At 42.8% G+C, this 19,902-nt stretch carries 17 protein-coding genes; 10 read left to right on the top strand and 7 right to left on the bottom strand.

What is annotated here, in order from left to right; genetic code table 11:
* Positions 1-28: 28 nt before the first annotated feature.
* Complete coding sequence (locus tag ACT3TH_RS07340; RefSeq protein WP_444755199.1) at positions 29-1,231, bottom strand: MFS transporter; 1,203 nt, start codon at positions 1,229-1,231, stop codon at positions 29-31.
* Positions 1,232-1,694: 463 nt separating this feature from the next.
* Here ACT3TH_RS07340 and ACT3TH_RS07335 point away from each other — a divergent pair, with 463 nt between their 5' ends.
* Together ACT3TH_RS07335 and ACT3TH_RS07330 are read left to right on the top strand one after the other, a co-directional pair.
* Positions 1,695-2,441: a hypothetical protein gene (locus tag ACT3TH_RS07335; RefSeq protein ID WP_444755198.1), complete on the top strand. Its 747-nt coding sequence runs from the start codon at positions 1,695-1,697 to the stop codon at positions 2,439-2,441.
* 122 nt (positions 2,442-2,563) lie between these two features.
* A complete protein-coding gene (locus ACT3TH_RS07330) occupies positions 2,564-3,310 on the top strand; it encodes a hypothetical protein (RefSeq protein WP_444755197.1) in 747 nt (248 codons plus the stop codon).
* Positions 3,311-3,393: 83 nt separating this feature from the next.
* Here the strand turns inward: ACT3TH_RS07330 and ACT3TH_RS07325 are convergent, their stop codons facing one another.
* The 3 genes from ACT3TH_RS07325 to ACT3TH_RS07315 all read right to left on the bottom strand — a co-directional run bounded on the left by ACT3TH_RS07325 (position 3,394) and on the right by ACT3TH_RS07315 (position 6,920).
* On the bottom strand, positions 3,394-3,906 hold the full coding sequence (locus tag ACT3TH_RS07325; RefSeq protein WP_444755196.1) for an Rrf2 family transcriptional regulator: 513 nt from the start codon (positions 3,904-3,906) through the stop codon (positions 3,394-3,396).
* A gap of 195 nt (positions 3,907-4,101) precedes the next feature.
* Positions 4,102-5,355, bottom strand: coding sequence for an NnrS family protein (locus tag ACT3TH_RS07320; protein WP_444755195.1), 1,254 nt, complete (start codon positions 5,353-5,355; stop codon positions 4,102-4,104).
* 203 nt (positions 5,356-5,558) lie between these two features.
* The gene (locus tag ACT3TH_RS07315) at positions 5,559-6,920 is read right to left on the bottom strand and encodes a DASH family cryptochrome (RefSeq protein ID WP_444755194.1); all 1,362 of its coding nucleotides are present in this window, start codon (positions 6,918-6,920) and stop codon (positions 5,559-5,561) included.
* A 215-nt stretch (positions 6,921-7,135) separates the two neighbouring features.
* Here ACT3TH_RS07315 and ACT3TH_RS07310 point away from each other — a divergent pair, with 215 nt between their 5' ends.
* A complete protein-coding gene (locus ACT3TH_RS07310) occupies positions 7,136-7,381 on the top strand; it encodes a hypothetical protein (RefSeq protein ID WP_444755193.1) in 246 nt (81 codons plus the stop codon).
* 79 nt (positions 7,382-7,460) lie between these two features.
* On the opposite strand, the gene ACT3TH_RS07305 is transcribed toward ACT3TH_RS07310, so the two are convergent.
* Positions 7,461-8,951, bottom strand: a complete 1,491-nt coding sequence (locus tag ACT3TH_RS07305) for an aldehyde dehydrogenase family protein (protein ID WP_444755192.1) — start codon at positions 8,949-8,951, stop codon at positions 7,461-7,463.
* Between the two features lie 368 nt (positions 8,952-9,319).
* On the opposite strand from ACT3TH_RS07305, the gene ACT3TH_RS07300 reads away from it, so the two are divergent.
* The 7 genes from ACT3TH_RS07300 (at position 9,320) to ACT3TH_RS07270 (ending at position 17,549) form a co-directional block, all read left to right on the top strand.
* Positions 9,320-9,922 (top strand): TetR/AcrR family transcriptional regulator, encoded by a 603-nt coding sequence (locus ACT3TH_RS07300; RefSeq protein ID WP_444755191.1) that lies wholly within the window; start codon positions 9,320-9,322, stop codon positions 9,920-9,922.
* A gap of 236 nt (positions 9,923-10,158) precedes the next feature.
* On the top strand, positions 10,159-11,370 hold the full coding sequence (locus ACT3TH_RS07295; RefSeq protein WP_444755190.1) for an iron-containing alcohol dehydrogenase: 1,212 nt from the start codon (positions 10,159-10,161) through the stop codon (positions 11,368-11,370).
* 124 nt (positions 11,371-11,494) lie between these two features.
* Complete coding sequence (locus ACT3TH_RS07290; protein WP_444755189.1) at positions 11,495-12,544, top strand: NADP-dependent oxidoreductase; 1,050 nt, start codon at positions 11,495-11,497, stop codon at positions 12,542-12,544.
* A gap of 183 nt (positions 12,545-12,727) precedes the next feature.
* Positions 12,728-13,405 carry a type 1 glutamine amidotransferase domain-containing protein gene (locus tag ACT3TH_RS07285; protein ID WP_444755188.1) on the top strand — a complete coding sequence of 226 codons (678 nt, stop codon included), beginning with the start codon at positions 12,728-12,730 and terminating at the stop codon, positions 13,403-13,405.
* A 48-nt stretch (positions 13,406-13,453) separates the two neighbouring features.
* Positions 13,454-14,083, top strand: coding sequence for a glutathione S-transferase family protein (locus ACT3TH_RS07280; RefSeq protein ID WP_444755187.1), 630 nt, complete (start codon positions 13,454-13,456; stop codon positions 14,081-14,083).
* 408 nt (positions 14,084-14,491) lie between these two features.
* Complete coding sequence (locus tag ACT3TH_RS07275; protein ID WP_444755186.1) at positions 14,492-16,180, top strand: MFS transporter; 1,689 nt, start codon at positions 14,492-14,494, stop codon at positions 16,178-16,180.
* Positions 16,181-16,247: 67 nt separating this feature from the next.
* On the top strand, positions 16,248-17,549 hold the full coding sequence (locus tag ACT3TH_RS07270; RefSeq protein WP_444755185.1) for an HlyD family secretion protein: 1,302 nt from the start codon (positions 16,248-16,250) through the stop codon (positions 17,547-17,549).
* 70 nt (positions 17,550-17,619) lie between these two features.
* Here the strand turns inward: ACT3TH_RS07270 and pdxH are convergent, their stop codons facing one another.
* Both pdxH and glmM read right to left on the bottom strand, forming a co-directional pair.
* Complete coding sequence (pdxH, locus tag ACT3TH_RS07265; protein ID WP_444755362.1) at positions 17,620-18,273, bottom strand: pyridoxamine 5'-phosphate oxidase; 654 nt, start codon at positions 18,271-18,273, stop codon at positions 17,620-17,622.
* Between the two features lie 41 nt (positions 18,274-18,314).
* Positions 18,315-19,688, bottom strand: a complete 1,374-nt coding sequence (gene glmM / locus ACT3TH_RS07260) for a phosphoglucosamine mutase (RefSeq protein ID WP_444755184.1) — start codon at positions 19,686-19,688, stop codon at positions 18,315-18,317.
* Positions 19,689-19,902: the final 214 nt, after the last annotated feature.

Raw genomic sequence — 19,902 nt, 5'->3', positions numbered from 1 at the left:
GCCTATCGCTTTTTTTCAAAAAAAAGCACTAAGCTTTGGGTAATTTGGTCTTAATCATACCAAAACTGGCAACAAGCAGCGCCAAAATCTGTACGAATAAAAGCAACCATACTGTGAGTGGCCACTGTCCACGCGCATAAACCATACCCCCTAGCCATGCCCCTAAAGTGCCACCCGTGTAATATCCCATATAATACAAACCCGATGCCAATGATCGTCCTTTTTTGACATTAACAGCGATATAGCTAATGGTTGCTGATTGAGTGATAAAAACGCCTGAGGACATGACAGCAAGTCCTATTATGATGCCCCATAATGGTGTCACCAATGTCAACAGCACACCAATAATCGATACACAAACCGCGACTCGAACGGTACGCGCTGAACCAAACCGCCTAAGCAAGGTGGTCGAAAGTGGCGTAATGACAACCCCGATTAAATATACCGCAAAGATATTGGCAAGCGCACCTGTACTTAGATTATAGGGCGCTTTGGCAAGATGCAGATTGATAAAGGTAAAACAGCCGACAAGCGAAAATAAAACGCAGGCACCAAGCAAGCAGGCAGTCACCACATAGCGATTGGTCACATGCTCGCCTAGGGTTTGTATCGCTGAGCGAACGTTTGGGTTGGCCACAAAATGACGCGAAGATGGCAGCATCTTAATGACCCACAACGCACCTATCAGTGTCATAGCGGCCATCACATAGTAGCCATAGCGCCAGCCAATGAGCTCATGCAAATGCCCAAGCAAGAATCGCCCCATAAAGCCGCCAAGCACCGAACCTGACACATAGAACGACATCAGCTCCGTCACCGCTCGTCCTTCGAACTCCTCACCGATATAGGCAATCGTCACTACCGTGATGCCCGGTACAGACAAGCCTTGCATAAAACGCCACATTCCCATCCAACCAATCGTTGGACTTTGGGCAATCAAAGCAGTAGGTATGGCGAGGAACAATAAAGCACCAACGATGAATGATTTGCGCCCGACAGCATCCGACAGCATACCCAAAAACGGGGACATAATTGCAATCGCCAACACTGTCGCCCCAACCACCATTCCTGCTTGTACCTCACTTGCTGACAAATCCATCATCAATACGGGCAAAATTGCCTGAATAGAGTAAACCTGCAAAAAAGCAAACATTCCAATCAGGCCGATCGTCAGTTTCAACACCCATGAAGGCGAATAAAATGGCGACTGATGCGCAGATGTGGCAGCCATTTCTGTCTTTGTCGCATGAATATTGGGAGTGGTTTGAATAGTGTCTTTACCGCTGTTATGTATGTGATTATTCAAAATAGTATGGACTGTATTGGTGCCTTTTAGTCGAAACTAAGTAGGCATAGGTGATAGAAATGAGACGATGGTATTTGAACTTACCCTCATATGAGAGACTACCTTTTTAATTGAATAGACTGTCTCTCAAAATAAATCAAAGTTGTTTTACACTATCATATCGAATAATAGACTCAGGTTTCAGTGTATGGTTCGTTCTGTTTTGCTTATTGCTTATCAATACATTTTCCCAACAACTCTATTTTATTTTTACACATCTATATTGCTTCTATCTTTTTTATTACAGACATAGCCGTTTCAAAAAACCATACTTTAAGGTCTTATGTATGACTAAACAGTACTGATAACCAAAAAAATTTGAGAAAACCAGCATTAAGGATTGATTTTGATGACCGATGAGATTTACGATTTAGGCCACGGGTTTTGGAGTATACGAGGCTCATTTATTAAAAATGGCATCATTGACATAGGAGTGCAATCTGCCCTGATAAAAATGGCGTCGGGGCGATTTATTTTCTTAGACAGTTATACCTTGACAGGTGACGTTCGTCAGCAAGTCATGGATTTGACCAACGATGGTCACGATGTAGAAGCGGTATTAAACGTGCATCCTTTTCATACTGTTCATTGCGCGCAAATGGCACAGGATTTTCCGCAAGCGACCTTCTATGGCAGCAGTCGCCATCGCGAAAAAATACCAAGCGTGAGTTGGTCAGAGGATTTGGTCGAAAGCGATGCCGTCACAGAGCGCTATGCTGAACTTGATTTCTCTCTCCCTAAAGGCATTTATTACATTTCACCCAACGACGCCGTCCATGCCAGCTCTTTATTGGTTTATCATGCCCCTAGCCAAAGTATTTATGTTGACGATACTTTTGAGATTCCCCCTTCTAAGCTATTCAATACGGTACAACCGAGTTTGGGTTTACATCCGACAACCCAGCAAGCGCTCAAAAATGAGCCGAACGCGGGCAAGCAGTATTGTGATTGGGCGACAGAGCTGGCGCACAAATGGTCAGATACTCGATATTTTTGCGGCGCGCACTCTGGTTTGGTAGAGTTTGGCGAAGGCAGATTTAAGACAGCGCTACTATCTGCCATTGACGTCGCTCGTTCTGAGCTTCAGTCGTCATAAGCTGCTGCAACAATGGTCTAAATCAGACTACTGCTTAGTAGCATTCATTTCAAAAAACTACTTACAGTCTAAGCTACTTTCTATCACTTATTCTTTTAAAATTTACATAAGGAGAAATATTAATGTCCGATAAAATACATGATTTAGGTGCAGGATTTTGGAATATACGCGGCTCGTTTCGCATTGGCGGTGTGATAAATATTGGCACTCAATGCTCGCTCGTCCAGCTAGCTTCAGGGCGTTTTATATTTTTAGACAGTTATGCCCTAACAGGCGATGTTCGCGATGAAGTGATGGCGCTGACCAATAATGGGCAAGCAGTCGAAGCGGTGCTTAATGTCCACCCTTTCCATACCATATACTGTGAGGAAATGGCGAAAGATTTTCCACAAGCGACCTTTTATGGCAGTAGCCGCCATCATAAAAAAGTGCCTAAAGTACAATGGGCCAATGATTTGGTCGAAAGTGAGGCAGTGGCTCAGCACTATCCTGAGCTTGAGTTCTCCGTGTCAAAAGGTATCTACTATATCTCGCCAAATGAGATGATTCATGCCGGCTCCTTATTGGCCTATCATCCTGCTAGCAAAAGCTTGCATGTGGATGATACTTTTATGAGTCCGCCGATGAAGTTATTAGAAGCCGTATTACCAGAACTGATACTGCATCCAACAACCAAAAAAGCGCTAACAGACGAACCTGATGCTGGCAAACAGTATTGCGATTGGGCAACCAATCTGGCACACGAATGGCGTGACGTTCGTAACTTCTGCGCGGCGCACTCATATCTGGTTAGCTTCAAAGAGGGTGAGTTCGAAAAAGCATTGTTGAAGGCAATTGATAAAGCCCGTCCAAAGTTAGAAAGTGCTTAATGATCGGCCTATCTTAAACCTGTAAAAATACAAAAAAGGGCGGCCAAAATGGTCGCCCTTTTTTATGATCAACAAGCTGTACTCTATGGGCGAAATAGGAGTGTCGCCAGCTCATCCTCATTGGTAATGACATCCGCCAATGTATAACGCTCTAGAACATTAATAAATGCCGTTAACGCCTCAAAAAATACCCCTTTGAGTTGGCAGACGGGACTAATAACGCAGCCTATAGATTTATCCACTTCTTCATTGATAAGAGTAATGGGCAAACCTGTCGAGCGAGGATGTCGATCACTAATATTCACTGGTGTCGCAAAACACTCTACCAAATCAAAATCAGGCTCTATCTGTTTGATCAATACGCCCAAATTGATGTCTTTAGGTGCGCGAGCCAACCGAATACCGCCATTCTTACCGCGCACACTCTCTATATAACCGAGCTGACCCAATTGATGAATAATCTTAGTTAAATGGCTTTTAGAAATACCATAGCTATGGGCAATATCACTGATATTTGCCAATATTGGTGGCTCAGGCTTTACTGCTAAATAAATCAATGAGCGCAGTGCATAATCACTATAATTGGTCAATCGCATTTACCACTACTCCTACTTATTTTAATTTATAGTCCGGTCAATATAAAAGACAGTCAGCAGGACTGATACAAATTTTTTGCAGCTTCTGTCTGCGCAGGCACAGCAAGCAAGAAAAATTTGTATTAATCCCTCCTTAGTATCGACTAGATCGTAACTGCTCTATTTTTCACCTCACTCTGGCGGTAAATATTATTATTAACCAAACAAACCATCAGGCCTTGGACGTGCCAGCATTGGCAAATAGCTGATACAAAACAGCACGAAGCACGCAATCCATGCACCTTGAGCCGCCATAATCCATAGTAAGTAATGTTCCATATCAACAAGTGGTAACAGCACACGGCTAATAAACGCCAGTATCATCAAACCATACATCACATTTACCATCTTAGGGGGCTGATGAATACTACGCCCTGTATGGCCAAGAGACACACGAGTCATCATCGCCACCGTCATCATACCAACACCTGCAATCGCCAACCCATGCATCGCAATACTATGAGCGTATCCCAACCACGGCTGCAATGCGTACAACACAAAGCTCAAACACATACCCAAAAACGCGATATATAGCGACCAAAGCAATGGCTTTTGCCAAATACCGCAATGATACCACCCTATTAGACGTATGAAGTTGACCACTGCCACCCCAAGCGCCGTAATGGTAAGCAAGTATTTGTTAGGATAAAATAGATCAACGATAAAAAATGCCAAAAAGAACAATAAGCTTGCGATATCTTGCGTCTTACTATTGCGCAGGATTATATCTTCTTTGTTGCCTTTACTATTTATAACGCTCAGCCCACGCTCAATAAAAAATGGTACCACGCGCCGACCAATGGTCAGAACCAAACCAATGATCAAATAAAAGCCCAAATATATCCCAATTTTGGTTATATTCATATCTGCATTAATAATGCCCCAATAACAAAGGCCATTGCCCAAGGTCAGTAACGAAAGCTTCGCCAAAATGCCCATCTGCTTGTATTGTTTAACTTGTAATACCGCCCGAAAGATTACAAAAGCCATCCAGCCAATAAACAACAAATCAAAAACGGCTCCAATATACAACCACGACAGGCTACTACCCGCGACAGTCATACCAAACCCAAAAGCTACCCAGCTCAATCGTGCTAACAACCAACAACCAAAAATACCCAGCAATTTATAGCCATACGGCATCATTACTCCTGTCCAAGTTTTTACGGCTGTCAGTAAGAATCCTGCAATCACCGCCAATGCATATCCATAAACCATCTCATGACCGTGCCAATAGAGCGGATTTAGCACCTGTGCATTAATATCTGTATGACCAGTAAATACAAACGCCCAAAGCAACATCGTTACTATGGCAAACAGCGCGGCGGCGCTAAAAAATATACGAAAACTTAAATTAAGAATAGGATGCGGTGATATTGGGGGTTTGCTGGGTAAGTTGATAGAATGCATAGTGGTCTTCTTAGCGAGCTATTAATAAAATTTATTTTAAATGAATGTTATTAAACATACAATGATTTTGCAGAAACATCGTATTTACGGCAGCTTACGCACGATGGAATCAAGGGCTTTTTATGATTACCTGAATTTTTAAATATTCATTTTAATTTTTAGATTTTTGATTGAGCGCTCAACGACTAAAACCCTTTATGACCTTATCCTACCTCGCCCTGCCATTTACTGATAAACTCGCCATTTGGATCGTATTGCTCAGTCTGTTTGTTGAGGTTAAACTGCCTGCACCCTCTCGGATCAGCACCAACCCCTGCTAAGTATTGCCAATTACCCCAGTTACTGGCGACATCATAATCGATAAGATGCTGCTCAAAGTAAGTCGCACCGTAACGCCAGTCAAGACCCAGCTCGTGAATAAGACAGCTAGCAACCAATTGTCTGCCACGGTTCGAGATATATCCTGTCGTGTTCAATTGCTTCATACAGGCATTGACGATAGGATATCGCGTTGTTCCATTTTGCCATTGTTCTAGCAGCTTTTGATCTAGCTGGGTTGCAGGTATATGCTGACCAATGCCTTTAAACCAAAATAGCTTTTGCTGATGGACAACGGCATACCAATAAAAATACTCGCGCCAAAGTAACTCAAACCATATCCAGTAAGTAGAGTCATTTGCAATGATATTGCGCTCATAGTGACGCAGACGATTCAATACCATGTTTACAGACAGTGAACCATTGGCTAGCCAAGCCGAGAGTTTTGTGGAATGCGTCCAGTCATCAAGCGCATTTCGCGTGGTTTTGTAAGTACTCGGCGCATCGGAATCAAAATAGGTTTCTAGATGCTCTAAACCGTTTGGCTCACCACCCTTAAAATCAGGTAGTTGCTGTGATGGCTCATCAAACGTTGGCTCATCGAACATTGGCGTTACAAAAAAATATTTGCGACTGTCTCGCAAAGTTTCAGGCATTGGCGGCAGGGATTTGGGAGTTGGACAAATCACAATATCTTCTTTTGCCTGCAATAAATCATAATTTGATTCGATTTTTTTGCGAAAGGCTGTAAAGCTTTTGGGCAAATCATCTAGCGGTAACTTATCAAACAACGTGGCGGTGGCTTGTACATGCCAGCATACCTGTGGGTTTTGCTCTTGCAAACGCTTATAGACTTGGTTTTGGTCGTAATCTGCCGTTTGGCTGACACAGATATCTGTGACGTGTTGCTGCTGAATAAGATCGTTCAACTGCGTGAACATGTCTGATGTCGCCAAGTTGTTTTGCAAATACAGCAATCTATTCCCAAGTTGCATAAGTGACGCATCTAAAGCTGCCAAACTCTGAGACAAAAACCGCTGACGAGCATGACCCATCGTGTCATAGTAATAAGGCTGACGGCTGCCCTTTTCATCCAGATTATTAGTCAATGAGGGCGCATAAATGAGTAATAATCGCCCATTAATGGACAGATCAGCCGCTTTTGATAAAGTAGCATTGTCTGCGACCCGCAGGTCGTTATGAAACAAAACCAGCGTAATATTCTTGGTCGATGGCTGATTTGACATATCCCAAACCTCTCAGTATTTAGATGTTCTTAATGAACCACAATGCTCAGTTTTCAATGCTTTAAAATATCATACACTGTCAATGACAGGTTTGGTATTCGACGATGGCTTTAATATAATCCTTATTGAACGATACTTCCAACCTTAAAAACCATTCATAGGCATTGACTCTCATAAGCCGGACTGCTTAAATGACTTATCCTTAGGAGAACAATATGACTGAACAAAATGCATCAGACGAAAAACGCAAGATCATCAATCGGTTTTTGATGACTCTCACAAAAGAGCAGCCGCAAATGTATTATGCGACAACGTCCGAAATTGCCCGTAGCATTCATAGGATGATTAAAGAACATACCAATCGATTGTCAGTAGAAGAGCAAGCGCTCGTAAGGCGAATGACCACCGAAGAAATTGAAGGCCTGCTGGGTTTTCATTCTAGAAAAAATAATGTTGAATGAAATTATTGATACGCACACAAAAAAGAGTGCCACTAGAGCAGTCTTTTTATTCAAAACGTTTAGCGCTTATTTAAAGCGTTTAGAAAGGATAGTCACGCGGCGTATGCTGCATTGATATCCAATGCGTTCTGGTAAATTCTTCTAGCACCCATTCGCCATTGAAACGACCGATACCTGAATTTTTTTCGCCACCGAATGGCACGTTACTTTCATCGTTCACTGAGATGTCATTGATGTGAGTCATGCCAGCTCTGATGCCACGAGCAAAGCGAAGGCCTTTCTGCATATCTGCCGTAAAAACTGCACTAGACAGACCATACATCGAGTCATTGGCTATCGATAACGCATCGTCCTCATCTTTGGCTCGGATGATACCGACCAATGGCCCAAACACTTCATTGCGCGATAAGTCCATGTCGCGAGTTACTTCGCTAAAGATGTGCGGTGGTACAACTTGACCGTCAATGTCACCACTCAATATCATATTAGCGCCCTCTTCTTGGGCTTTAGCGATTTTCTCTTTGAGCGATTTGACCTGTTTTTCATTAATGATTGGACCCACTGCCGTATCAGCTTTACTAGGATCGCCTACATTTAAGGTTTTAACGTGAGCTAAGAAGCGCTCGACAAAGTCATCATAAATTCCATCTTCCACGATAATACGGTTGATAGCGATACAGATTTGACCTTGATGGAGAAACTTACCAAAAGCAGCAGCTTTTACTGCCTGCTCAATATCCGCGTCTTTTAGTACGACAAATGGACTGTTACCACCCAACTCAAGCGCAACTTGTTTGATATAGTCACCGCCATTGGCCAATTCACTAATGTGCTTGCCGACAGAGGTAGAGCCCGTAAAGGACACAAAGCTTGGGATTTCATGAGTAACGACAGCATCACCAATTTCACTGCCCGCCCCAACGACCACATTAAGCAAGCCTTTTGGCAAACCTGCTTCTTCAAATATTTTTGCCAGTAACAAACCGCCAGTAATCGGCGTATCACTTGCAGGCTTCAATACCACCGCGTTGCCAAGAGCCAAAGCGGGTGCGATAGAGCGCTGCGTAAGATGTAGCGGGAAGTTCCATGGGCTAATAACTGCTACCACACCGATTGGCTCACGGTAGACAAAGTTTTCTTTACCTGGGGTATTAGAAGCGCGGATTTCACCGTGCACACGGCTCGGGAAGCTAGCAGCCTCAAGCGTAATTGACCGTGCACCACTGAATTCTACCATTGCTTTGATGCGAGTACTGCCCGACTCTTTAATAAGCCAATCGACGATCTCATCTTGACGCTGATCTAAGACATTGACAACCTTATACATGACAGCAGCACGCTCAGCTGGAGTTTTTTTCGCCCATTCTTTTTGTGCCTCAGTAGCAGCTTGGTAGGCTTCATCAAGCTGCTTTTTTGTGGCTTGCTGTATTTCGACTAATGTATCGCCATTATAGGGATTGACGTCAGTGTTGACGCTATCATCTTGACCGCTTTGCCATTCACCAGCGATATATTGCAAGTGAAAATCATTATAAGCATCGGCTTTAGTATTATTAATATCAGTTGACATCGTTTTTCCTATTTATTTTATGATTGTAGTTTTGGTTATGAATAAATCACACGATTAACAAGTGTGAGCTAAATTTTGAGTAAGTTCTTCATCGTTATGTTTGCAAAGCAATTTACGCTTATTGAGATGAATTAAAACCCAACTTGCTAGACGACTGGTCTAATGCTACCATAGAGACAATAAAAACAAGAATGTTTTGTCACTTTATATTGTTGAGAAAACGTAACATCAACGCATAGATGCTCATATAACACTGAATGAAAATTTATAAACAATAACAGTTAATGACTTTCATCTGATAACGCTTTATTCTCGCAGCACTTTATCCTTTTATACAACTTAATCAATCTTAGGAGAACATGACTACTATGTCTGCTAACTCAAATATGATTCCACCAGACACCAAAACGCATTTGTTAGAGACAGGCTATCAGCTTATCGCTAAAAAAGGATTCACTGGTGTCGGTATTAAACAAATACTGGACACAGCAGGCGTCCCTAAAGGCTCTTTTTATCATTATTTTGCCTCAAAAGAAGCCTTTGGTGAGGCTATCATCAGCAACTATTTTATCAACTATAAAATACGTCTAGACGCTATTGTGCATCGAAACAACAGCGCACAACAAAACCTTTACGACTATTTTCAAAGTTGGTATGACACTCAGCAAAATGGCTGCGACCATGGAAAGTGCCTAGTGGTCAAGCTCAGCGCTGAGGTGGCAGATATGTCCGAGCCTATGCGCATAGTACTGAATGCGGGCTATCAACAAATCATTACTTGGCTTGCCGAACAGATCAAAGCGGGCTGGGCAGATAACTCTGTACCACACTTCGATAATGTTGCGGCCGAGAGTATGGCCAAACGTTGGTACTTTGCTTGGCTTGGTGCCAGCTTAATCGCCAAAACCAGCCAGACCAATACCCCACTGGCAGAAGTATGGCAAATGACGACCTCACAAATGGGACGTTGATACTGCTTATGCCTTATCACAAATCATGCCTCATCACAAATTTATCAAGAAGCGTGATTTAATCATTCGTAAATGTGCATTGAAATAAGACAAACCCAGTTATAAGAGATTTTTGTAAAAACTACTAGACGACCGGTCTAATTAATGTACAATGCCCACATATGCAAAAGACTGATTGGCTAATATGCTATTGATCTTTTGCACTCAATAAATATTTAACAAAATTTAGGAATATTATGAATAACTTTCAATACTACAATCCCGTTCGTATCGTCTTTGGCGAAGGTCAAATCACGCAGTTATCAGAGTTAGTCCCAACTGATGCGCGCGTTCTGATTACCTATGGTGGCGGTTCAGCGCAGCGTACAGGAACGCTAGATGAAGTAAAAGAAGCATTGGCAGCAAGTGGCTCACGTACTGTGTTTGAGTTTGGCGGTATCGAAGCCAACCCAGAATTCACTACCCTATTAAAAGCAGCGGACATGGTCAATGAGCACAACATTGACTTTTTATTGGCTGTTGGCGGTGGCTCAGTCCTAGACGGTAGCAAATTTGTCGCTTTGGTATCTTCGCTAACTGAAGAAGACGGTACGGTCTCACGTGAACAAGCATGGGACGCCCTAACCAGCTATTGCAAAAATATTGACTCTGCTATTGATCTGGGTGCCGTCTTGACCATTCCAGCAACCGGCTCTGAGATGAACTCAGGTGGTGTTATCAACTACAGCGAACGTCAAGCAAAACTGCCATTTGGCAACCCACTTGTCTTTCCTAAATTCTCAATTCTAGACCCTCTCAAGACGTTGACACTGCCTGAACATCAAGTAATGAACGGTGTTGCCGATGCCTTTGTCCATGTGATGGAGCAGTACCTTACCTATCCTGTCAACGCAAAAGTACAAGACACCTTTGCTGAGAGCTTACTTAAGATTTTGATTGATGAAGGCCGAGCTGTTAAGCAAGATCCAGAGAATCTAGAAACACGTAAGAATATTATGTGGACGGCAACGATGGCACTTAACGGCCTCATCGGTACAGGTGTTCCGCAAGACTGGACGACACATATGATCGGTCATGAGCTAACATCACTGCATAGCATTGATCACGCTCGTACCTTGACTATCGTCCTTCCATCGGTAATGCGTGAATTAAAAGAAAGCAAAAAAGAAAAATTGCTTCAGTATGCGCGTAACGTATGGAACATCACCGATACCGATCAAGATGACGATGCCATTATCGAAACAGCCATTGCCCATACTGAAAACTTCTTCCGTGACCTTGGTTTGCCAGTCAGCTTAGAAGACGTGGATTTAACTGAATCAGCGATTGACCCAATCATTAACCAGCTCGAAGCACACAAAATGGTGAAGCTTGGCGAACATGGCAAGAACGATTTAGCTGTATCGCGCCGTATTTTGCAACGTGCCGTTACCAGTAAAGCGTCTTAAGAAGAAACATCATAGTCATAAGAAGAATATATCGTTATGTTATTTATAGTAGCTACTCAGTCCTGAGTAGTTACTACTTGAACAATAAATACTTAAAAGCAATAAATATAAAAGGAATATTAAAATGAGCTTTGATAAGCAACAAAACCAAGAAATAAATCGTCAGATCAAACTTGCTAGCCGCCCTACAGGTGAGCCAAAAGCTGAAAACTTTGACATGACCACCAGCGCTATTCCAACACCCAATGACAATGAGATGCTCTTGCGCACGGTTTACTTGTCATTAGACCCATACATGCGTGGGCGTATGAGTGATGCTAAAAGTTATGCTGATCCACTAGAAGTCGGTGATGTAATGTTGGGTGGAACGGTTGCTCAAGTCGTCGAATCTAATATTGATAAATTTGCCGTCGGTGATTTAGTGGTTTCGAACTCAGGCTGGCAGGACTACAGCGTCAGTGATGGTGAAGGCGTCCTAAAGCTTGATAAAAATATGGAAAACCCTTCGTATGGTTTGGGCGTATTAGGTATGCCAGGCTTTACCGGTTACATGGGTTTGACCGATATCGGTAAACCACAAAAAGGCGAAACATTAGTCGTCGCTGCGGCTACTGGCCCAGTTGGTGCTACTGTCGGACAAGTCGGTAATCAATACGGCTTGCGTACTGTTGGTGTCGCAGGTGGTCAAGAAAAATGTGACTTTGCCGTTAATGAGCTTGGCTTTGATGTCTGTATCGACCATAAAGCCGATGATTTTGAAGAACAGCTAAAAGCGGCCTGCCCAAATGGTATCGATATCTACTACGAAAACGTTGGTGGCAAAGTATTTGACGCCGTAATGCCTCTTTTAAACGCTCATGCACGTATTCCTGTTTGCGGCCTTGTTGCCCAATACAATGCAACCGAACTCCCTGATGGTAAGGATCGTTTGAGTGTATTGACAGGACTTGTCTTAAGCCGTCGCCTCACGATCAAAGGCTTTATTATTTTTGAAGAGTATGGCGATCATTATCCCGAATTCTTAAAAACCATGAGCAAATGGGTCGAGTCGGGTGAGGTTAAAACCAAAGAACATATCGCTGATGGCTTAGACAACGCGCCTGATGCTTTTGTTTGTATGCTAAACGGTGACAATTTTGGTAAAACAGTGGTCAAAGTGGCAGATGTGAAATAACCACTTAACAACATAAATTGTTAAGACTACCACTGTAAATTGTTGTCACAACAAGAATACTGTTAATGGTTGACCGTTATTTATCGCTAATAGCAGTGACGTTTTAACGACGTTGCTGTTGTTTGCTCTGTGATGGCTCAGTTAATGAATTTGATTACACACTAATAATAAATAAGGATACTTATGAATATTTTAATGGTACTAACTTCACACGATCGTTTGGGTGATACAGGCAAAAAAACTGGCTTTTGGCTAGAAGAATTTGCTGCTCCTTACTACGCTTTTGTTGATGCAGGTGTTAATGTAACACTTGCCTCTCCTGCTGGTGGTCAACCACCACTTGATCCTAGTAGCGATGCTGAAGATGCTCAAACGAAAGATACCAAACGTTTTAAAGAAGACTCTAAAGCCCAAGAGCATCTTGCTCATACCGAAAAGCTGGCCGACATGAAAGCTGAAGACTTTGATTCAGTCTTTTATCCAGGCGGTCATGGCCCATTATGGGATTTGGCCGTTGATAAAAACTCTATTAATTTGATTGAGACTTTTGTTCAGCAAGACAAACCAGTGGCTTTTGTTTGCCATTCTCCTGCTGCCCTTAAAAATGTCAAGATTGATGGAGAATATTTGGTAAAAGGTAAGAGAGTTACTGGCTTTACCAATTCAGAAGAAGACGCCGTTGGCCTCACCGATGTCGTACCGTTTTTAGTAGAAGATGCATTAAAAGCCAATGGCGGCAACTATGAAAAAGCGGGCGATTGGGAATCATTTGTTGTAGAAGATGGTTTACTAATTACAGGGCAAAACCCAGCATCATCAGAAGAAACGGCCAAACGTCTAATGACCAAGCTTCAAGGTTAGTACAAGGCTCAAAGGTTAATATAAGAGACCACGCAAAAGGCCAATATCATGATCCGCTTACATCATCTCAATCAATCACGATCTTTACGTATTCTGTGGCTCTTAGAAGAGCTTGGCGTGCCTTATAAGATCATTAGTCATCAACGTGATACGAAAACGTTTCTAGCGCCAGACAGTCTAAAGGCAATACATCCCCTTGGTAAATCTCCAATCATCGAAATGGATGGTAAGGTTTATGCTGAGTCAGGCGCGATTACTGAGTTATTGATTGAGCGATTTGCGCCAAAGCGACTACGACCTACTACAGATAGTGTCGATTATGGGTATTATCTACAGTGGATTCACTTTGCTGAAAGCTCGTTAATGCTTCCCGTATTGCTTGAATTATTTACCAAAAGAGCAGGCGTTGATGATAACGAATTTTTGAGTGGTTATATCAGTGCAGAAAGGCACAAACTGCTAAGTCATCTAGACAATCAAGTTGCAGGTAAAGCCTTTATCGTTGGCAACAAATTAAGCGGTGCAGATTTTATGCTATCTTTTGACTTAATTATGCTTGCCAAGCGCGAGGCACTAGAAGACTATTTGTCTATCAAACAGTATGCTTTGCAACTGGCTAGCCTTGACAGCTATCAGCGCGCTATGCGTTTAGAAGCGAATTATGATCAATCAATTTAGTGTTTTTGATTTAACTATTAACCAATAATTCTACAGCTAGAAGCATGTTCAAAAAACAGCTCTTAATAGAGCTGTTTTTTGTTTAATTTACTAACCGCATAGCCCAATCAGTACTGTCTATTTATGCCTTTTTTATCTTTAGCAGATTATCCAAGTAAGCTGATCAATTGATGTTGATAGTATGTTTTTAAAGCTGTGCTGGCTTACGGCATCAGTAATGAATTACGTGTATATGACAAAAGCTCAATAAAAATCATGATAAAATTCTGTCCGCCATTTCTAAGTTATTTTTTCGTCTTGCCCGTATTTAATAGCGTTTACCTCAGTTGATACCCAGCTAACGGGTACAATTTTTGTCTGGGCGCTTTCCTATTTTGTTTACTCTCTAACACATATTGTCGTACGCTCATGAATACTGAATATCAATTTAAGCCCCATGAACAACCAATGATGGTGGGCTCTCCAGCCAATCCTGACCATCCTGCACGCCGTAAACTATTCTATTTGATTATTGGGATTATTATTGGCATCACTGCTAGTTTTCAAAACGGTTTATTGGTTGCGAATTTGACGCAAATCCAAGGTGAGATGGGACTTACGCCAGTCGAAGGCGGTTGGATATCTGTCAGTTATAATATGACGAATGTTTGTATTACTGTCTTACTATATAAAATTCGCCAGCAATTTGGCATGTCCCTCTTTAGTAAAATCACCCTGTTTTTTCTATTAGCTGCTACAAGTCTACAGTGGCTAGTCAGTAGCCATCTATTGAACGCTACTAATATCCAGATTGATTCTTATTATCTAGAAATCATTGCTAGAGGCTTAAGCGGTATGGTTGCTAGTGGTATGACCGTACTCGGTTTATTCTACTGCTTACAAGGTATGCCAACCGTCAAACGTACCAGTGGATTGATATTGGGATTTGGCTTAGTACAGTTTGGTATTCCATTATCACGCCTTATCTCGCCCTACCTCGCTATCGATGGCCAGCTTGAAAACTTATTCTTATTTCAATTTGGTTTGGCATTGATTTGCTTTGGACTGATCAACATATTAGAGCTACCACCCGGTAATACCGAAAAAGTCTTTGAAAAACTTGATTTTTTAAGCTTTGCTTTTTTTGCCAGTGGTCTTGCCGCATTAGCAGTTTTTTTGGTACAAGGCCGTATTCAGTGGTGGACAACGCCTTGGCTGATCTACGCACTTATCATTGCAGCCGTTAATATTAGCATAGCACTATGGATTGAAACGCATCGTAAAAACCCTATGCTACAAGTTCGCTGGATGCGTAGTCGCAATATTATTGCCTTCATGGTCACTGGTGCTGTCATGCGTATTTTGCTGTCTGAGCAAAATGTAGGCGCTGCAGGATTGCTTGCCAGTCTTGGCTACGGTAACGATCAGCTGATTACTTTTTATGCCGTCATACTAGCTGCCAGCGTCTTAGCCTTAGTCATTAGCATCTTTAGCACCAATGCGATGGATTTACGCCGTCCCGTCATCTTTGCTATGGCGCTAATTGCTTTAGGGTCTTGGATGGACACTGGAATATCTGTTGATTCAGCACCTTATATGTTTTATCTGAGCCAGTTTTTCATTGCATTTGCTGCCGTGTATTTTATGGGACCGCTGGTTTTTGAAGGATTTTTACGTGCTATCGCCAGTGGCCCTGCCTACATTATTAGTTTTTCCGTGATTTTTGGGATTTCACAAACGATAGGTGGGCTCGCAGGCGCTGCTGCTATTCAGGCCTTCACGACCATTCGTACGCAAATGCATTATGCGAATATGGTCGGCTCCCTTAATTTAGGTGACCCCGCTCTGATGGGGCAAGTTGCTGGTGCAAGTCGGGCTTTGGCGAGTCAAATGACGGATACAACCCAAGTCAATGTAGCCGCTATGAGCCAAGTATTGCAAGGAATACAAAAACAGGCGACAGTTGCGGCGTATAATGACTTATTCTTTTTGATAGCCTGTATTGCCACTTTCACTACGGCTATTTTATTGATCAATTATTTTTATTACCGCTATCATAAACGTAATCCACTAGCTAAAGAGCTCGCTGTGATGGCCAAAATGCGTGAAAACAAATGATTCGACCCATTAACTCAACAGTAGTAAAAATCGTGAAACCTATGTTTAATAAAATCAGGAGCGCGTTATGAGCCAAGAAAAACCCAATGAGCTGACTCAAGAAGCTCAGACTCCAGCTGGCGCTCCAGCAACAGATACACGGATAGAATCCGATATTGATACGGCTCAAACCTCTACTAATGCTATTTATGATAAAAATGAGAAACCAGCCACTCAGCCAACTTCTATTAGTCAGAATGAGCCGCGCATTGATGATACGGTAGACAGTAATGCGCCACCCATGCCGCCCGAAGAACCTATTCCTGACTCGACTGGCTGGTCGCCCAAAAAAAAATCGTATTTAAATCTGGGTTTATTAATTTTGCTAATCGTTATTGGCGTGGCATTGATTTTATATGCGTGGAAGCTACCGCCATTTACACCCACGATACAACAAACCAATAATGCCTTTGTCAAAGGTCAAACCACCATTATTAGCCCCCAAGTATCGGGTTATGTGACTCAAGTGGCGGTACAAGATTTTGCTAATGTAAAAGAAGGTGATTTACTGATAAAAATAGACGATCGAACGTTTCAACAGCAGCTTGAGCAAGCGCAAGCCAATATGGAAGTTGCTATTACCAATCGATCTAGCAATACCCAAGACACTCAAACCAGCCAAGCGCAAATCGAAGCGCGAGAAGCGGATTTGTATAGTGCCAAAATCAATGTTGAAAGTGCTCGTGAGGACTTGAATCGCTATCAAGGTCTTGACGCTATCGGTGCTGTGTCAAAAGCTGAGGTTGCTCATATCAAAGCGCAACTTGCTCAAGCACAAGCAGGCGTGCAACAGGCGGAAGCCAATTTACAAGCTGCCCGTGAAGCCCGTGACAAAACCAGTGGCAGCCGATCATCTTTGGATGCAAATATCAAAAGTGCTGAAGCAGGTGTCAAGCAAGCACAAATTAATTTGGACAACACCATCATCACTGCGCCTGAATCTGGCCAGTTGAGCCAAGTCAGTGTCAAAGAAGGTCAATACGTTAGTGCCGGTACTCAGCTTATGTATATCGTACCAAAAGGCGTGTGGATTATTGCGAATTTTAAAGAAACGCAAATAGCCAATATGGCAATTGGTGAACCTGCAACCGTCCATGTAGATGCGCTTGGCGATGCAGCATTCAGTGGTCACGTCAGTAACATCTCGCCAGCAACGGGCAGTGAGTTCAGTGCTGGCGCTGCCAATCCTGCTACAGGTAACTACATCAAAATCGCTCAGCGTGTCCCTGTACGAATTGACTTAGATAAAGACCAACCAGAGCTTGCGCGGTTGCGACCAGGCATGTCTGTCTCCGTGGATATTGATACCGATAATAATACGAGAAAATAATATTAAGAAAGCCATTCTAAATACCTATGTAACTGGATTTAGAATGGCTCTCTTATCACTACTGCATGAACTATGGCAGTAAGCGTTTGGTCGTCCAAGCTGACGAACTACTATTTTGATCTCGCATATAAACAATGCGATCATGCATACGATTGGCGCGACCTTGCCAAAACTCGATTTTTTCTACCCTAATCTCATAACCGCCCCAAAATTCTGGCGTAGGTACTGGCGAGTTCTCTGGATAATCCGATTGTAACTGTGCAAACGTCTGCTCCATTACTTCACGATTGGACACTTCACCGCTTTGCGGCTGGCTTACCCAAGCGCCTACTTGACTGTCATGCGGACGCTTCTGAAAATACGCTGCAGATTTGTCAGCGTCAATCTTAGCGATACTACCGCTGATACGGATTTGACGCTCAAGTTCATGCCAAAAAAACAGGGCTTCTGCGTTCGGGTTTTCTGCAATATCCTGCCCTTTTGCACTTTCATAATTGGTATAAAAAACAATACCAGTTTCTGTCACTTCTCGCAGCAATACGATGCGGACACTCGGCTTATTGTCTGCACCACATGTTGCCAAGCTCATTGCATACGGCTCTTGGACATTTTGTGCTATAGCCTCACTCATCCAACCCTTTAATAGCTCAAACGGTGATTCAGGTACTGACTGTTGATCAAGCATCCCTTTCTCGTATGAGAGGCGCTGATCGGTAAAGTCCATGCTCATGATTATCCCTCATTTTGATTTTATTCGTTGGACAGCTATTGGTCTAATACTGACTTGATATGATCGGCCAAATCGTTCGCCATCACATCACATTCTATAACGTCATCTGATTCAACCATGACTCGTATCATCGGCTCTGTGCCTGATTGGCGGATGAGTAGACGACCACGTCCTTCCAATGTAGCCTGCGCTTTTTCAAAAGCGGCAACCAGCTCTTCATACTCATAAGGATCTTTCATTTGCGACAAACGCACATTTACCAGTTTTTGTGGTAACACTTCAAAACCTTCAACAAGACTACTAAGTGCACATCCTCGCGCTTGCATGACTGCCAATACTTGCAGTCCTGCTATGATGGCATCGCCTGTGCGGCTCTTATCCAAACATAAAATATGTCCAGAAGGCTCTCCGCCCAATATCCAACCATTGGCTTCAAGCACTTGCATCACATAACGATCACCCACTTTTGCACGCACAAATTCAATATCGGCAGCTTGTAGCGCAAGCTCCAGTCCCATATTACTCATGAGTGTCCCGACCACGCCTTTGGCCTTAATATGACCTTGAGTAGCAAGTAGATATAAAATACCATCACCGTCGATTAAATTGCCAGCCTCGTCCACCATTACGATACGATCACCATCGCCATCTAAAGCGATACCAACATCGGCTTCATGCTCTAGTACGGCTGCCTGTAAACCTTCAGGATGCGTCGAACCACACTCATTGTTAATATTGACACCGTCTGGCGTATTATTAATCGCAATCACGTTAGCGCCAAGCTCACGCATGACCCTTGGTGCCACACTGTAACCTGCTCCATTGGCACAATCGACCACGATGGTCAAATGACTCAGATCATACTGGTAAGGAAAACTGCCTTTACAGAACTCGATATAACGACCTTTGGCATCGTTGATTCGATTGTTCTTACCCAAATTAGCAGGGTCAGTAATGGGCATAATGACAGTATCGCCAGATGTTGCCTGACTCATAACAGCTTTTAGTTTGTCGTTGATAGCACTCTGCATTTCATCCGTTAACTTTTTGCCGTCGGCTGAGAAAAACTTGATGCCATTATCGTAGTATGGATTGTGCGAGGCCGAAATAACAACCCCAGCGTCGGCATTAAAACTACGCGTGAGATGAGCGATAGCAGGCGTTGGCAATGGGCCAAGCAGATGAACATCGACGCCAGCTGCATTGAAGCCCGCTTGCAGCGCACCCTCTATGACATAACCTGACAGACGCGTGTCTTTACCAATCACTACACTTGGCTTGCGTGCCGGATTGTCATTTTTTTCTACCAATACCTGTCCAGCCACATAACCCAATTTTAAGATAAAATCAGGCGTAATTGGCAACTCACCAAATTTTCCGCGAATACCATCGGTGCCAAAGTAGCTCATTATGTATGTTCCCCAAGTCTAAAAATAAAAGCCCGAACGTATACGCAGGCGTTGCTATCGTTATCATAATCCATTGTGTATTTTACAAAAAAAACAGCCAACAATAACAGAGCATTGTTGGCTGTTTGTATACTAAGGTCTCTACAATCCTGCAGATGAGCAATTACCAATACATTATATGAGAATAAAACATATTGCAGGATTAAAAAATGTC

The sequence above is a fragment of the Psychrobacter sp. AOP22-C1-C5 genome (assembly GCF_052378885.1).
GTDB lineage: Bacteria > Pseudomonadota > Gammaproteobacteria > Pseudomonadales > Moraxellaceae > Psychrobacter.
The sequence above is the reverse complement of the archived record's forward strand: the minus strand, read 5'-3'. Positions and strand labels throughout refer to the sequence as shown.

Coding starts and splice junctions, on each gene's coding strand:
- glmM (WP_444755184.1), bottom strand. CDS start 19,688: ATGAGCTACTTTGGCACCGATGGTATTCGCGGAAAATTTGGTGAGTTG.
- ACT3TH_RS07285 (WP_444755188.1), top strand. CDS start 12,728: ATGAATATTTTAATGGTACTAACTTCACACGATCGTTTGGGTGATACA.
- pdxH (WP_444755362.1), bottom strand. CDS start 18,273: ATGGACTTTACCGATCAGCGCCTCTCATACGAGAAAGGGATGCTTGAT.
- ACT3TH_RS07305 (WP_444755192.1), bottom strand. CDS start 8,951: ATGTCAACTGATATTAATAATACTAAAGCCGATGCTTATAATGATTTT.
- ACT3TH_RS07275 (WP_444755186.1), top strand. CDS start 14,492: ATGAATACTGAATATCAATTTAAGCCCCATGAACAACCAATGATGGTG.
- ACT3TH_RS07330 (WP_444755197.1), top strand. CDS start 2,564: ATGTCCGATAAAATACATGATTTAGGTGCAGGATTTTGGAATATACGC.
- ACT3TH_RS07280 (WP_444755187.1), top strand. CDS start 13,454: ATGATCCGCTTACATCATCTCAATCAATCACGATCTTTACGTATTCTG.
- ACT3TH_RS07290 (WP_444755189.1), top strand. CDS start 11,495: ATGAGCTTTGATAAGCAACAAAACCAAGAAATAAATCGTCAGATCAAA.
- ACT3TH_RS07270 (WP_444755185.1), top strand. CDS start 16,248: ATGAGCCAAGAAAAACCCAATGAGCTGACTCAAGAAGCTCAGACTCCA.
- ACT3TH_RS07340 (WP_444755199.1), bottom strand. CDS start 1,231: ATGGCTGCCACATCTGCGCATCAGTCGCCATTTTATTCGCCTTCATGG.
- ACT3TH_RS07300 (WP_444755191.1), top strand. CDS start 9,320: ATGTCTGCTAACTCAAATATGATTCCACCAGACACCAAAACGCATTTG.
- ACT3TH_RS07315 (WP_444755194.1), bottom strand. CDS start 6,920: ATGTCAAATCAGCCATCGACCAAGAATATTACGCTGGTTTTGTTTCAT.
- ACT3TH_RS07320 (WP_444755195.1), bottom strand. CDS start 5,355: ATGCATTCTATCAACTTACCCAGCAAACCCCCAATATCACCGCATCCT.
- ACT3TH_RS07310 (WP_444755193.1), top strand. CDS start 7,136: ATGACTGAACAAAATGCATCAGACGAAAAACGCAAGATCATCAATCGG.
- ACT3TH_RS07335 (WP_444755198.1), top strand. CDS start 1,695: ATGACCGATGAGATTTACGATTTAGGCCACGGGTTTTGGAGTATACGA.
- ACT3TH_RS07295 (WP_444755190.1), top strand. CDS start 10,159: ATGAATAACTTTCAATACTACAATCCCGTTCGTATCGTCTTTGGCGAA.
- ACT3TH_RS07325 (WP_444755196.1), bottom strand. CDS start 3,906: ATGCGATTGACCAATTATAGTGATTATGCACTGCGCTCATTGATTTAT.